Below are 13,967 nucleotides of genomic sequence, written 5' to 3'. Positions count from 1 at the left end.
GGCTGCTGCGTCACTTGGCTACTCTTCCTTGTCTGACGGGTTATCAGTGATGGGCCGCCCGTTCTGCTCGTGCTGCTCGTGCAGCTCGCCGTTCACGCCGCTGGTGAAGGCGGCCAGCCACATTCCGGGCTGCACGGGCGGCTCCTCGGGCGTGGACGGGACGGGCTTGCGCCGCTCGGTCGCGTTCCGGGCCCGCTCGGCGGCCGCGCCCCGGCCGAAGGGGAGCGGGGCCGGCCCACGCCGCCGGCGGCGCTGGGGCAGACCGGTGTCGCCCATCGGCGGCGGGACGGGGCTGTCCATCATCGGCGTCGAGGACGGCTGGGCGGGGATGGAGCCGGGGCGCCTCTTCTTCTTGGCGGGCGGAAGCTTGGGGGCGCGGGCGATGTCGCCACCGGGGAACCTGCTCGCGGTGATCAGGTTCGGCGGGATGACCAGCACCGCGCGGACGCCGCCGTAGGCCGAGGGCCGCAGCGACACGATGAAGTCATAGGTGTTGGCCAGCCGGCTGACCACCGCCAGCCCCAGCCGCGGGGACTCGCCGAGGTCGTCCAGGTCCAGGCCGCCCTCCTTGGACAGCACCCGGTCGGTACGGCGGCGGGCCTCGTCCGTGAGGCCGACCCCGGCGTCCTCGATCTCGACCGCGATCCCGGACTGGATGTCGACGGCGGTCAGATGGACCCGGGTCTGCGGCGGCGAGTAGCGGGTGGCGTTGTCCAGCAGCTCGGCCAGGGCGTGGATGACCGGCTCGACGGCGGGACCCACCACGGCGACGTCGGCCACGGAGTGGAGATCCACACGGCGGTACTCGAGGATGCGGGACATCGCGCCGCGCAGCACGTTGTAGAGCGGGATCTCGGAGCGCCACTGACGGCCGGGGCGCGAGCCGCCCAGGACCGCGATGCTGTCCGCGAGACGGCCGGTCAGGGCGTTGCCGTGGTCGAGATGCAGCAGATCGCCGAAGACATCGGGGTTGTTGCCGTGCTTGTGCTCCATCTCCCGGATGTCGTAAGCCTGCTGGTGCACGATCGCCTGCATACGGCGGGCGATGTTGACGAACGCGCGGTGGGCCGCGTCACGCAGCGCCTCCTCCTGCTGCACCGCCTCGATCACGGACCGCACCACGGCCCGGTGCGCGGCGGCGAAGCCGGGCTCCAGCTCATGGGCCGGGACGGTGACCCGTACGACCTGGTCGGTAGGGGCGCCGCGGCGCATCAGCTTGAGCGCCTCGGGGAGGACGTCCCGGGCGAAGCGCCAGGTCTCGGCGTCGTGCTGGTCCAGCCGCCGCTGGAGGAGGGCCTCCCGCTCGGCCAGGCGCCGGCGCAGCCCCGCGATCACCCTGCCGCGCCGTGCCGCCTCGGTGGAGGCCAGCCCCACCGCGACGGTGGCCGCCGCGCCGCACCAGGCCACGGGCGCCCGCGCTGCCGGGGCCACGGAGAGGACCGCCGTACCCGCGCACACGGCCAGCACCAGTGGGGAGATCAGCCATATGAGCGCGGAGGCGGGCCGCCTGGGTGCCGACGAGCCTGTACCAACCATCGAGATCCTCGGAACTCTTGAGACAAGGGAGTGGGTGCCGGAGCGCGGCGTTTTTCTCGCTTCTTGGGCGGGAAAGGCGGCGGCAGCACAGCACTTGATCGCGGCGGGCCGTACACACGACGGCCCGCTGCGCGACATGGAGCGTAGCCGGTCGTCGGACGCTCCCGGCGCGAACTTGTCATATTCGCGGAATGAGCTGACGGGCGAATTCGAAAGGCTTCATAATGGCCCACGCCCTAGTGGGCGAATGCATTTCCGAATGGCAGGGGGCGCGTTCGGCCCGGAGTGAAGGTCACGCTCACGGGTGGTCCGTCCACCGAACCCTGCCCCTTGGCCGGTGGACGGGGCTAGGCTCGCTCCACCACATCCTCCGGGGAGACACCGTCATGTCGGGGCAACAGCGTGAACGCGTCCTATCTGCCGCCCTGTTCGAGCGAGAGCGCGAGCTATCCGTCGTCGAGCGGGCGGTGTACGGCCTCTGCGGCCGTGAGATCCAGAAGGAGAGCACTGAGAACGAAGGGGACCTCGAGACCGGTCGCGCCGATGAGGAGAACGAGCCCGACGGAGCCAGGGCCGTAAGGGAGAGGGAAGGTGGTCTGCTTCTCATCAGCGGTGAAGCCGGCCTGGGCAAGACGTCGTTGCTCACCCATGTGCGTCGGCTCGCGGGCGAGCGCGACGACTGCACCGTGCTCTTCGGCCGCGGCAGCAAGTCCGCGGAGAGAGTGCCCTTCACCGTCGTCCGGCAGCTCCTCCAGCCCGAACTCGCCGCGATGACCCAGGAGGCCCGGCGGGAGCTGCTCGGCGACTGGCACGACATCGCCGGCCCGGCGCTCGGCATCATCCCGCCCGTCGGCCCGCAGGCCGACCCCCAGGGTGTGCGCGACGGACTCGACTGGGTGATCACCCAACTCGCCCTCAACCACAAGCCTTTGATCGCCATCGTCGACGACGCCCACTGGGTCGACCCCGAGTCCCTGGCGTGGATCACCTCCTTCGCCGTACGGCTGCGGGAGATGCCGCTCCTCATCGTGCTGGCCTACCGGCCGGAGGAACTGCCCGACCACACACCGGGCTTCAAGGATCTGGTCGCCGGTCGGGTGGCCCGCCCGATCGAGCTGCGCGCCCTGACCCCCGAGGCGGTGACCGGTCTGGTGCGCGAGGCGCTCGGCCCCGGCGCGGACGATCCGTTCTGCCGGGAGGTCTGGGCGGTCACCGGCGGAAATCCCTATGAGGCCGTCGAGCTGATAGCCAAGGCACGGGACCGCGACATGGATCCGGTCGAGGAGTCCGCCGCGCTGCTGCGCGACCTCGGCGCGGCCGCCCGGGGCCCGGGCCTGGTCGCCCGGCTGGAGCAGCTGGGGTCCGCCGTGACCCGTTTCGCCTACGCGGCGGCCGTCTTCGGCACGGAGATCGAGCCGAGGCTCGCCGCCAATCTGGCGGGCATGGGCCCCGCCGAGGCCGATCAGCGCGCCGACCAGCTGCGGGAGGCCCGGATCCTCACCGGCACCACGAAGCTGGAGTTCGTCCACCCGCTCATCGCCACCGCCGTCTACCGGGCGATCCCGACGGGCACCCGCACCGCCATGCACGGGCAGGCCGCCTGGTTGTGCCACGACGCGGGCAAGGGGGTTGCCATCTCGGCCCGGCACCTGCTGGAAGTGCACCCCGAGGCCGATGTGGAGGTGGTCGGCCAGCTGCGCGCGGCGGCCAGGGAACACCTCGCCGTCGGCGCTCCCGACGCGGCCCGCCGCTGTCTGGAACGGGCGCTCCTGGAGCCCCCGCCGGAGGAGGAGCGGGCCATGCTGCTCTACGAGCTGGGATGCGCCGCGCTGCTGACCTCGCCGCAGACCACAGTCAACCACCTCCGTTCCGCCCTGGCCCTGCCGGATCTCAGTGAAGAGCTCCGCATCGACGCCACCTTCCGGCTGTCCCAGGCGTACGCGCACAACAGTCAGCTCGACGAGGCCGCCAAGGTGGTCGCCGACCAGGCGAAGCGCATCCCCACCGGCCCGGGCCGGATGAGGCTTCAGGCGGCCCACTACATGTGGAAGGGCGTCCAGGTCGAGGAAGAGGACACCACCGGTCGCTCCCGCCGCATCGCCGAGCTGGCACGTGATCTCGAAGGTCGGGACAACGCCGAGCACACGCTGCTGGTGCTGCGTGCTTTCGACGGCCTGATCCGCAGTGAGAACGCCTTGGAAGTCGCCGAGTTCGTCGACCGCGTCCTTGTGGACGGCAAGCTCCCCGACGGCTTGGGCTGGACCAATGCGGAATGGGGCTTTGAGATCCCCAGCCTCATCGGGGTCGTCTGTGCCTACACCGACCGGCTTGACGAGGCCGGGGAGCTCTTCGACCAAGCCGTGCGTGCCTTCGAGATCGCAGGCTGGAGCGGCGCCCACCTCGCGTTCGCCCATGACTTCCGAGGGCTGGTCCTCCGGCGTCGCGGAGATCTGGAGGCGGCGGAGAAGGCCCTGCGCAAGGGGCTGGACCTGGCCCATCGGCTCGGCCCCGGGCTACCCATCCAATGGGACGGCACGTGCATGCTGATCGACACCCTCCTCGCACGCGGAAAGGTCGAGGAGGCCCAGGAGGTGGCGGAGGCCAACTCCTTCCTTCCTCCGTACTCGCCGGTGATCGTCCTTCCGGACGCCGCCTGCCTGGCAGGCCGGCTGCTGCTTGCACGGGGTCAGACCAAGGAGGCGATCGTCGAGCTGGAGGCCGCTGGGCAAAAGCTCAAGGAGCGAGGCCGGAACAACACCCTCTGGGCGCCCTGGGCGCTCGACCTGGCCGTCGCCGTCATGGACGAGGAGCCGGAGCGTGCCCGGACCCTGGTCGGCCAGGCGCTCCAGCACGCGATGCGATTCGGCACCGACACGGCCATCGGCGAGGCGCTGCGCCTGGCGGCGAGGATCGACGAGCCGCAGGAGCGACTGGCCAAGCTGGGCAAGGCGGTCGCCCATCTGCGGATGTCCCCTTGCCGCTACGAGTTCGCGGCGGCCCTGGTCGACCATGGAGTCGCGCTGCGCGATTCCGGCCACAAGGCCGAGGCGGTGGAGCGGCTGCGGGAGAGCCTGGAGATCTCGGAGCGCTGCGGCGCGGACGGCCTGGTCCGTACCGCCCGTGCGGAGCTCATGGAGCTGGACGCCGAGGAGGCCGAGTCCGCGAACTGAGTTCCTGTGTTGACGCGGCGGGTTGACGTCCGTCGGTGATGTGAAGAAGGGTCGCCGTGCGAAGCGCTCAGGAGGCGCGGCGGCCCGTCTTCTTCGCGGTGGTCTTTTTCGCCGCGCCACTCTTTGACGTGGCGCTCCGGGCCGTGGTCTTTTTGGCCACGGCCTTTTTGCTCGCACCTTTGCTCGACTCGGCGGTCTTTTTCGCACGCCCGGACGGTGTGGATGTGGATTTCGCCGCCGCCTTCGCGGGGGCGCCTTTCCCGCTCGCCGAATCGATGGAGGCCTGGAGGGCCGCCATCAGATCGATGACATTGTCGGGCGCGGCCGTGGTCTTCTTCCGGGGCGCCGGCCGGTGATCCAGATGAGCGCTGATGAGCTCGCCGAGGGCGATCTCGTACTCGTCCTCCAGCGTGTCGAGGTCGAAGTCCTCCGACAGCGTGTCCATCAGGCTCGTGGCCATCTTGAGCTCCTGCGGCCGCACGGTGACCGAGGACGACGGGGCGAGGCCCTGGCTGTCGCGGATCTCGTCCGGCCAGTACATGGTGTGGAGGACCAGCAGGTCCTCGTGGACCCTCAGCAGGGCCAGCGACTCCCGGGTCCGTAGCGCGATCTTGGTGACGGCGACCCGCTCGGTCTGCTTCAGCGTCTCCCGCAGCAGGACGTACGCCTTGTCGGCGGCCGTGCTCTCCGGGGCGAGGTAGTAGGCGCCGGAGAGCCGCAGCGCGTCGATGCGGTCGGCGTCGACGAAGGCCAGGACGTCGATGAGCTTCTTGCTCGGCAGGGGCAGGCCCGCCAGCTCGTTCTTGGTGACGACGGCCGTGTTGCCCTCGTCGTCCTCGTAGCCCTTGGCGACGTGCTCGTAGTCGATCTCCTTGCCGCACGCGTCGCAGACGCGCTTGAGGTGGATGCGGCCGCCGTCCTCGTCATGGACCTGGTGCAGCTTGAGCCCGTGCTCCTGGACGGCCGCGTAGAGCCGTACGGGCACGGAGACCAGGCCGAAGCCGATGGCGCCCTTCCACATGGTCCGCATGGATCCGTCCCTCCGCGGGGAATTCCTACCTTATGCCCGACTCATCGGACCGGCAGGTGGTGGAGGTCGAGGGCCACCGGCTGGCTCTGTCCCACCTGGACCGGGTGCTCTTCCCCGGGTCGGGGCACACGAAGGCGCAGGTGCTGCGGTACTACGCCCGGATCGCCCCGGCGCTGCTGCCGCACGCCCGCGGCCGTCCCGCCTCGTTCGTCCGGGCGCCCGAGGGCCCGGCGGGGCAGAGCTGGATCGCCAAGAACCCGCCGGGCGGCTCCCCTCACTGGGTGCCCCGCGTGCCGGTGGAGCACCGGGAGGGGCTCACCGAACAGATCGTGCTGGACTCCACGGCAGCGCTGGTCGCCATGGTGAACCTGGGCGCGTATGAGGTGCACGTGCCCCAGTGGACGGCCGGGGCGGGGCCGGACGGGCACGACCGCCTCGTCCTGGACCTGGACCCCGGTCCCGGCACCGACCTCGTCGTCTGCTGCCGGGTGGCCCAGCGGCTGCGCCAGCTCCTCGACGCCGACGGGCTCACCGCGTACCCGGTGGTCTCCGGGTCCAAGGGGCTGCACCTCTACGCGCCCATCCGGCCCGCCTCGGGCAGGGCCGCCTCCCGGTACGCCAAGGAACTGGCCGGGCGCATGATGAGCGAGCACCCCGGGCTGGTGGTGGTCTCCATGGCGCGGGCCGAGCGCCGGGGCAAGGTCCTCATCGACTGGTCGCAGAACGCCAGCGCCAAGACGACGGTGGCGCCGTACTCCGTACGTCTGACACCGGACCGTCCGGGTGTCGCCGCGCCGGTCGGCTGGGACGAGGTCGCCGGCTGTACGGAGCCGGCCGAGCTGACCTTCGGCCCGGAGGAGGTCCTCGACCGCGTCGCCGACCACGGCGACCCGCTGGCGGGGCTGGGGGGAGGGCGCGGGCGCGCGCCACTGCCGTGAGCTGTTGCCGCTCCGGGGCCCGGGCCGCCGGGCCGGGACGGCGCCTACGCCAGATCCGTCAGATCCGGCCGGAGCCGGTGCCACGTGGGGTGGCGGAGCCGTCCTGCCGCTGTCCAGCCGCTGAAGACGACCTCGGCGACCAGCCGGGGCTCGGCCCAGTGCACGGTCGGTACGTCGACCGGGCCCGCGAACGGGGAGTCGGGGCGCTGGACCACCGTCAGATAGCGGGCCAGGTCGGCACGTTCGCGCTCGGCGAGGCCCGAACCCACGGAGCCGATGTAGCGCAGGCCGTCGGGCTCGCGCAGCCCGGCCAGTACCGCGCCGGGCAGGCCCGTCAGCCGGCCCTGGCCCTCGGTCCAGCCGCCGATGAGGACGTCGATCGTGATCACATGCTTGGTCTTGCGCCAGTCGGGTGACCGGAGCCCCGGCGCGTACCGCGAGGTCAGCCGTTTCGCGATCACACCCTCGAAGCCGCTGCTCAGGGTGGCGTCCCAGGCCCGTCTGCCCTGGCCCTCCAGGTAGGCGGGCACCGACCAGTTCGGGCCGCCGATGCCCAGCCCCGAGAGCACGGCCCGGCGCTCGCGGTAGGCGAGTTCGGTGAGGAGGACGCCGTCGAGGTACATGATGTCGAAGAGCATCAAGTGCACCGGGTACTCCATCGCCAGGTGCGCCGCGCGGCGCGGGTTGGCGACGCCCATCCGGCGCTGGAGCAGTCCGAAGTCGGGGCGGCCCTCCGCGTCCAGGACCACGATCTCGCCGTCGAGCACCACCGGCCGGCCGTGCAGTTGTTCGCCGAGCGCCTGGAGTTCGGGGTAGGTGCGGGTCGCGTCGTTGCCCGTGCGGGTGACCAGGCGCAGGGTGCCGTCGCCGGGCGTGTCGACGACGCAGCGCACACCGTCCCATTTGACCTCGAAGGCCCAGCGGGCGTCCTCGCCCTCGACGGGCAGTGGACCGGGGGAGGCCAGCATGGGCCGGATCGAGGGGCGCTCGGGCAGCGGGGCGTTCACTTCGAACCGGCCCAGTCCAGCAGGCGGTCCGCCGGCCAGGTGGTGATGACCCGGTCGGCGGGCACGCCGCACTCCTCGGCGCGGGCGCAGCCGTGGATCTGCCAGTCGAGCTGGCCGGGCGCGTGGGCGTCGCTGTCGATGGCGAACAGTACGTCCGCGGCCAGGGCCCGGCGCAGCAGCCGGCGCGGCGGGTCCAGCCGCTCGGGGCGGGAGTTGATCTCCACGGCGGTGCCGAAGCGGGCGCAGGCGGCGAAGACCATGTCCGCGTCGAATTCCGACTCCGGCCGCCCCCGCCCGCCGCGCAGCCGTCCGGTGCAGTGCCCCAGGACGTCCACGAGGGGGCTGGCGACGGCGGCCACCAGCCGCCGGGTCATGGCCGGCGCCTCCATCCGCAGCTTGGAGTGGACGGAGGCGACCACCACGTCCAGCCGGGCCAGCAGCTCCTCCTCCTGGTCGAGGGCGCCGTCGGCGAGGATGTCGCACTCGATGCCCGTCAGCAGCCGGAAGCCGTCGCCCAGCCGTGCGTTCACCTCGGCGACCACGTCGAGCTGCTGTCGCAGCCGCTCCGGGGACAGCCCGCGGGCGATCGTGAGCCGGGGGGAGTGGTCGGTGAGCACGGCCCATTCGTGGCCGAGCGCGCGGGCGGCGCGGGCCATCTCCTCGATGCCGCTGCCGCCGTCCGACCAGTCGGAGTGCAGATGGCAGTCGCCGCGCAGGGCCTTCCGCAGGGCCAGCCCGCCCTCGGTGAGCGGGCCGCCCGTCTCCTCCTCCAGCCGCGCCAGATAGCCGGGCGTCCGGCCCGTGAGGGCCTCGGTGACCACGCCGGCGGTGCTGGGGCCGATGCCGCCCAGCGCCGTCAGGGAGCCGCCGGCCGCACGGCGCCGCAGTTCCTCGTCCGGCAGCTCGCGGATCACGGCGGCGGCCGTCCGGAAGGCCTTCACGCGGTACGTCGGCGCCTGTGAGCGCTCCAGCAGGAACGCGACGCGCTCCAGCGCCTCCACGGGCTCCATGGCACCACCTCCACACCACCACCGTGCGGTACGGGGGAGCGGCGCGCATGTGTTCCGGGCGCGCGCGGTATGGGCAGGGCATGCAGTGCACGCGTGCACTGTCCCCACCGTGACGAGAAGGAGCGGGCATGAGCGATGCGCACAGTGACGGCGGTGCCGTTCCCGGGCGCCGGGCCGTGGTGCTGGGCGGCGGGATGGCGGGGATGCTGGCCGCCTCGGTCCTGGCGGACCACGCCGACGAGGTGGTGGTCGTCGAGCGGGACCGGCTGCCGTCCGGGGCCCTGCCCCGCAAGGGGCTGCCCCAGGCCCGGCACGCGCATCTGATGCTCGCGGGCGGGGCGCGGGCGGTGGAGTCGCTGCTGCCCGGGATCACCGACCGGTGGCTGGCCGGGGGCGCCCGGCGGGTGGCGCTGCCGACGGCGCTGGTGTCGCTGTCGTCGCAGGGCTGGATCCCCCGTACGCCGGAGGCGCAGTTCCTGATCTCGTGCAGCCGGGACCTGCTGGACGCGGTGGTACGGGAGCGGGTGCTGGCCCATCCGCGGATCACGCTCCGGGAGGGCAGCGAGGTCCATGGGCTCCTGGGCGACGCCCGGCGCGTGACGGGCGTGCGGATCGGCGCGGTGGGCGCGCGCGAGGCGCGGCCGCTCCCGGCCGCGCTGGTCGTCGACGCGACCGGGCGGGGTTCGCAGGCCGCGCGGTGGCTGACGGAGCTGGGGCTCCCCGCCGTCCGGGAGGAGACCGTCGACTCGGGCCTCGTCTACGCGACGCGCCTCTTCCGGGCGCCCCCGGGCGCGGAGGACTTCCCCGTCGTGAGCGTCGCTCCCCGCCCGGACGCGGCTCTGCCGGGCCAGGGCGTGACGATGCTTCCGGTGGAGGGCGGACGGTGGCTGGTGACCGTGTCCGGTACGAGGGGCGGTGAACCGTCGCGGGAGGCGGGGGAGTTCGAGCCGTTCGTGCGCCGGCTGCGGCATCCGCTGGTGGCCGATCTCATCGCCCGCGCGGAGCCGCTCACCGAGGTGCGGCTCAACCGTTCCACGGTGAACCGGCGCCGCTACTTCGAGCGGATGGCTTCCTGGCCGGGCGGTTTCGTCGTCACGGGGGACGCGGTGGCGGCGTACAACCCCGTCTACGGGCACGGGATGTCGGTCGCCGCGCATGGCGCGGTCGCGTTGCGCGAGGTCCTGGTGGGGCAGGTCCTCGGCGATCCGCGGCCGGCCCGGCGGGCGCAGCGCGCGGTGGCCCGTACGGTGGACGGGCCCTGGGCGATGGCCGTGGGCGAGGACATCCACTACCCGGGCGCGATCGGGGAACGGCCGCCGGCCGCGGCGCGGCTGCTGCGGGGGTATGTCCAGCGGATGATGCTCACCGCGACCGTGGACCCGGCCCTGACCCGGGCCATGGTGGACGTGATGACCTTGTCGGCGCCCATGTCGGCGCTGTTCACGCCGGGGGTGGTGGCGCGGGTGGCCCGTGGGCCGCGGCGGCTGCCGCCGCCGGAGCCGCCGATCACGGCGGCGGAGCTGGCTCGGGCGGGGGTGGCGCGGGCCTGACGCCTGGGCGGCGCTCTTGCGCCTCACGGCCGTGCCAGCCGCGCCGGCGGCAGGTACTCCCGTACCAGGGTCCGGTGCCACCAGCAGCCCGTCTCTCTGAGCTCGCGCCAGGTCGTGAAGCGGTAGAGGTACAGGCGGGCGCGGACGTGGGTGGGCGGGGCGGTGGGGAAGGGGTTGTGGCGCAGTAGGCGGAGGGTGGCCGGGTCGGCTGTCAGGAGGCGTTCGACGAAGGGGCCGAACCATTCGCGGGCGTAGCCGGGGGAGATCCCGGCGAACCACATCAGCCAGTCGAGCCGCAGGTGGTACGGCGCGAACTGGCGGGGGAGCCGGCGGGGGTCGCCGGGTTTGCCCCTGAAGCCGTACTCCTTCCACACCGTGTCCTCGGTGAGCCCTTCCTCGTCCGTTCCCTCGACGACGACCTCGTAGCGGCTGCGATTGATGCTGCCGAAAGCGCCGTAGGTGTTGACCAGGTGGAAGGCGTTGAAGGACATGTTCATCCGCTGCCGTGCGGACAGCAGATTCCGCACGGGCCACCAGCTCAGCACGACCACCAACACAGCGGCGGCGAGCACCAGCACCTCGAACCAGATCGGGGCGGGTGCCGCCGGGGCGTGCCGGGGGAGGCCCAGCAGCTCCGCCAGGGCCGTGCCGTCGACGGCGGAGAGGGCGAGGACGATCGTCAGCCAGTTGAGCCAGGAGAAGTTGCCGGAGGCGACGAGCCAGAGCTGGGTGCAGATGATCAACCCGGCGGCGACGCTCGCCACCGGCTGCGGCGTGAAGAGCCCGAACGGTACGACCAGCTGGGCGACGTGGTTGGCGGCCGTCTCCACCCGGTGCAAGGGCCTGGGCAGCCGGTGGAAGAACCAGCTCAGCGGCCCCGGCATGGGCTGGGTCTCGTGGTGGTAGTACAGGCAGGTCAGATCCCGCCAGCAGGGGTCGCCGCGCAGTTTGATCAGCCCGGCGCCGAATTCGACGCGGAAGAGCAGCCAGCGCATCAGCCACAGCGTGAGCACGGGCGGGTCCGTCCGGGCGTTGCCCAGGAAGACGGCCAGGAAGCCGGCCTCCAGCAGCAGGGACTCCCAGCCGAAGCTGTACCAGGTCTGGCCCACGTTGACGATCGACAGATAGAGCACCCACAGCGCGGCCCACATCGCCATCGCCGCGCCGAGCGGTACGGCGTCGGCCGCGCCCGCCACGACCGCGGCCGACAGCAGCGCCCCCGTCCAGGCCCAGGCGGCGAAGAAACGGTCGGAGTAGTGGAACTGGAAGACGCTGGGTGCCCGGCGCGGCGGTACGTACGCGACGTACTGGGGGACCGGCAGCATGCCCCGCTCCCCGATGAGCGCGCGGAACTGGAGGGCCGCCGAGACGAAGCCGACCAGGTAGATCGCGGCGAGCGCCCGCGTCAGGAACAGCCGGCTCAGCCAGTACCCGGATGCCGTGAACCACTCCATGGCGCCCTCCGTACCGCTTGCGTCCCTCCGGACCATGCAGTCACATCGAAGAAATCGAAGAAGAAGAAACAGACAAAAGGTGGCAGGGTGACTCTATGGTTGATCGGGGAGCGACGCCTGCCGCCGTACCGCCGCCGGACGACTGGCCCGCCCGCCCGGAGACGGTGCTCGCCCTCAATCGCATGGGCGGCTTCGACTGGGACCTGGTCAGCGGACGGCTGCACCTGGACCCGCAGGCGCTGGAGCTCCTGGAGGTGCCGCCCGAGCGGTTCCACGGCCGGATCACCGATCTGTCGTACCGCGTGTCGCGCCCCGACGCCGCCCGGCTCGACACCATGGTGGCCCGGGCGCTGAAGGACGGCAGCGACAGCTACGGCGGCTACTACCTGGTCCGCTGCGACGACGGCTCCCAGCGCTGGACCTACACCCAGGGGCGCATCCGGCGCGACGCCGACGGGCGGCCCTGCCGGATCATCGGCATCGTCCGTGACGCCACCGAGGAGCTGGGCCGGACCGGGCCCCGTGAGACCGACGAGGAGCGCCGCCATCAGACGACGGTCGTGGAGACCACGACGGCCGCCCTCGCGCACGCCCGGACCGTCCAGGACGTCATCGACTTCTTCCGGGACGCGCGGGCCGTCGAGCACCTCGGCTCCGATCTGCTCGTCCTCGGCCTGCTCGAGTCCGGCCGCATCCACCTCGTCGCGGAAGGGCCCTCGGAGCACTTCATCCCCGGCACCCGCTACACGCGTATCGACGACAACTTCCCGATGAGCGAGGTGATCCGCACCCTCTCGCCCCGGTTCATCGAGTCGCCCGAGGAGTTCTCCACCCACTACCCCTGGCTGTGGGAGCGCATCAAGGACATCGGCATCTCCTCCGCCGCCTACCTCCCGCTGATCGCCCAGGCCCGGCCCATCGGCGCGCTGGGGCTGCTCTACCGCGAGGCGCGCGGCTTCACCCAGCAGGAGCGCAATCTCTACATCGCGCTGAGCAGCAGCCTGGCGCAGGCCATAGCCCGGGCGATGCTCTTCGACCAGGAGCACGACCTCGCCGAGGGCCTCCAGCAGTCCATGCTGCCGCGCCGCATCCCCGACGTCCCCGGCGCGCAGATCGCGGTGCGCTACCGGTCGGCCCGGATGGGCCGGGACATCGGCGGCGACTGGTACGACGCCATCCCGCTGCCCGGCGGCCGGGTCGGGGCGGTCATCGGCGACGTCCAGGGCCATGACACCCACGCCGCCGCCGTGATGGGCCAGCTGCGGATCGTCCTGCGGGCGTACGCCACCGAGGGGCACTCGCCCGCCACCGTCATGGCCCGCGCCTCGTCCTTCCTCCATGAGCTGGACACCGACCGCTTCGCCACCTGCACCTACGCGGAGGCCGACCTCGCCACCGGGCTGGTCCAGCTGGTCCGCGCCGGCCATGTGGACCCCATGCTGCGGCACGCCGACGGCACCTGCCGCCGGCTGCCCGTCTCGGGCGGGCTGCCGCTCGGCCTGTCCGCCGAGTTCGGGCGGCTGGACTACCCGGTGACGACCGTCGAACTGGACCCGGGGGAGACCCTGCTGATGTTCACCGACGGCCTGGTCGAGCAGCCCGGCTCCGATCTCGACGAGGGCATGCGACGGCTCGGCGCCCTGGTCCGCGAGGGCCCCTACGACCTCCACAAGCTGGCCGACCTGCTGTGCGGCGTGGTCGGGGAACGGATGGGCGAGGACGATCTGGCCGTCCTGCTGCTGCGCCGCCAGGGCCCGGCCGCCCGCGGCGGCGGACGGCTCCAGCAGCACATCGCCCCCGCCGATCCCGAGGCCCTCTCGGCCGGCCGGCACATGATCCGCGCGGCGGTACGGGCGTGGGGCGCGCGGGAGCGCTCGGACGAGATCGAGCTGGTCGCCGACGAGTTGGTGACCAACGCCCTGCTGCACACCGACGGCGCCGCCGTCGTGACGATCCGGATGCTGACCGGGCCCGAACGGCGGGTGCGGGTCGAGGTGGAGGACAAGTCCAGTGCCCTGCCGCGCCGCCGGGAGCCGGGCGAGGCGGGGGTGTCCGGGCGCGGGCTGCTGCTGGTGGACCGGCTGGCCGACGTCTGGGGCGTGGAGCCGCGCGGAACCGGCAAGTCCGTCTGGTGCGAGTTCGTGGTGCCCGACCGGCACACGGCCTCGGACGACGGCGACTGAGCCGGAGCCGGGGGCAGGGGCCTGGGCCGGAGCCGGTTGTACGGGAGTTCATGCCCTATACACCTTCCATTGCAAAGGAATTGCAAATT

9 protein-coding genes are annotated in these 13,967 nt (G+C 72.3%); 4 read left to right on the top strand and 5 right to left on the bottom strand.

The annotated features are described in order from the left end of the window. Positions 1–18: 18 nt before the first annotated feature. Positions 19–1,536 (bottom strand): ATP-binding protein, encoded by a 1,518-nt coding sequence (locus tag RM609_RS26995; RefSeq protein WP_311614182.1) that lies wholly within the window; start codon positions 1,534–1,536, stop codon positions 19–21. A gap of 386 nt (positions 1,537–1,922) precedes the next feature. Between RM609_RS26995 and RM609_RS26990 the strand changes: the two genes are divergently transcribed. After that, complete coding sequence (locus RM609_RS26990) at positions 1,923–4,706, top strand: ATP-binding protein (RefSeq protein WP_311614181.1); 2,784 nt, start codon at positions 1,923–1,925, stop codon at positions 4,704–4,706. Between the two features lie 67 nt (positions 4,707–4,773). Here RM609_RS26990 and ku read toward each other — a convergent pair whose 3' ends face one another. Then, complete coding sequence (gene ku / locus RM609_RS26985; protein ID WP_311614180.1) at positions 4,774–5,736, bottom strand: non-homologous end joining protein Ku; 963 nt, start codon at positions 5,734–5,736, stop codon at positions 4,774–4,776. 32 nt (positions 5,737–5,768) lie between these two features. On the opposite strand from ku, the gene ligD (RM609_RS26980) reads away from it, so the two are divergent. Beyond that, positions 5,769–6,674, top strand: coding sequence for a non-homologous end-joining DNA ligase (ligD, locus tag RM609_RS26980; RefSeq protein ID WP_311614179.1), 906 nt, complete (start codon positions 5,769–5,771; stop codon positions 6,672–6,674). Positions 6,675–6,718: 44 nt separating this feature from the next. Here ligD (RM609_RS26980) and ligD (RM609_RS26975) read toward each other — a convergent pair whose 3' ends face one another. Together ligD (RM609_RS26975) and RM609_RS26970 are read right to left on the bottom strand one after the other, a co-directional pair. Next, positions 6,719–7,642: a non-homologous end-joining DNA ligase gene (gene ligD, locus RM609_RS26975; RefSeq protein WP_311614178.1), complete on the bottom strand. Its 924-nt coding sequence runs from the start codon at positions 7,640–7,642 to the stop codon at positions 6,719–6,721. 35 nt (positions 7,643–7,677) lie between these two features. Beyond that, a complete protein-coding gene (locus RM609_RS26970; protein ID WP_311614177.1) occupies positions 7,678–8,691 on the bottom strand; it encodes a PHP domain-containing protein in 1,014 nt (337 codons plus the stop codon). 128 nt (positions 8,692–8,819) lie between these two features. Between RM609_RS26970 and RM609_RS26965 the strand changes: the two genes are divergently transcribed. Continuing rightward, a complete protein-coding gene (locus tag RM609_RS26965) occupies positions 8,820–10,241 on the top strand; it encodes an NAD(P)/FAD-dependent oxidoreductase (protein ID WP_311614176.1) in 1,422 nt (473 codons plus the stop codon). A 23-nt stretch (positions 10,242–10,264) separates the two neighbouring features. Here RM609_RS26965 and RM609_RS26960 read toward each other — a convergent pair whose 3' ends face one another. Beyond that, positions 10,265–11,695, bottom strand: a complete 1,431-nt coding sequence (locus RM609_RS26960; protein WP_311614175.1) for a lipase maturation factor family protein — start codon at positions 11,693–11,695, stop codon at positions 10,265–10,267. 95 nt (positions 11,696–11,790) lie between these two features. On the opposite strand from RM609_RS26960, the gene RM609_RS26955 reads away from it, so the two are divergent. Further along, positions 11,791–13,878 (top strand): SpoIIE family protein phosphatase, encoded by a 2,088-nt coding sequence (locus RM609_RS26955; protein ID WP_311614174.1) that lies wholly within the window; start codon positions 11,791–11,793, stop codon positions 13,876–13,878. The last annotated feature ends 89 nt before the right edge of the window (positions 13,879–13,967 follow it).

The sequence above is a fragment of the Streptomyces hesseae genome, assembly GCF_031845785.1.
Lineage (GTDB): Bacteria > Actinomycetota > Actinomycetes > Streptomycetales > Streptomycetaceae > Streptomyces > Streptomyces hesseae.
Note: the sequence above shows the minus strand (reverse complement) of the source record. Positions and strands in the feature narration are given on the sequence as shown.

What these genes read in the sequence shown, in the direction of transcription:
- RM609_RS26995 (WP_311614182.1), bottom strand. Translation starts at nt 1,536, where the DNA reads ATGGTTGGTACAGGCTCGTCGGCACCCAGGCGGCCCGCCTCCGCGCTC.
- RM609_RS26990 (WP_311614181.1), top strand. Translation starts at nt 1,923, where the DNA reads ATGTCGGGGCAACAGCGTGAACGCGTCCTATCTGCCGCCCTGTTCGAG.
- ku (WP_311614180.1), bottom strand. Translation starts at nt 5,736, where the DNA reads ATGCGGACCATGTGGAAGGGCGCCATCGGCTTCGGCCTGGTCTCCGTG.
- ligD (WP_311614179.1), top strand. Translation starts at nt 5,769, where the DNA reads ATGCCCGACTCATCGGACCGGCAGGTGGTGGAGGTCGAGGGCCACCGG.
- ligD (WP_311614178.1), bottom strand. Translation starts at nt 7,642, where the DNA reads ATGCTGGCCTCCCCCGGTCCACTGCCCGTCGAGGGCGAGGACGCCCGC.
- RM609_RS26970 (WP_311614177.1), bottom strand. Translation starts at nt 8,691, where the DNA reads ATGGAGCCCGTGGAGGCGCTGGAGCGCGTCGCGTTCCTGCTGGAGCGC.
- RM609_RS26965 (WP_311614176.1), top strand. Translation starts at nt 8,820, where the DNA reads ATGAGCGATGCGCACAGTGACGGCGGTGCCGTTCCCGGGCGCCGGGCC.
- RM609_RS26960 (WP_311614175.1), bottom strand. Translation starts at nt 11,695, where the DNA reads ATGGAGTGGTTCACGGCATCCGGGTACTGGCTGAGCCGGCTGTTCCTG.
- RM609_RS26955 (WP_311614174.1), top strand. Translation starts at nt 11,791, where the DNA reads ATGGTTGATCGGGGAGCGACGCCTGCCGCCGTACCGCCGCCGGACGAC.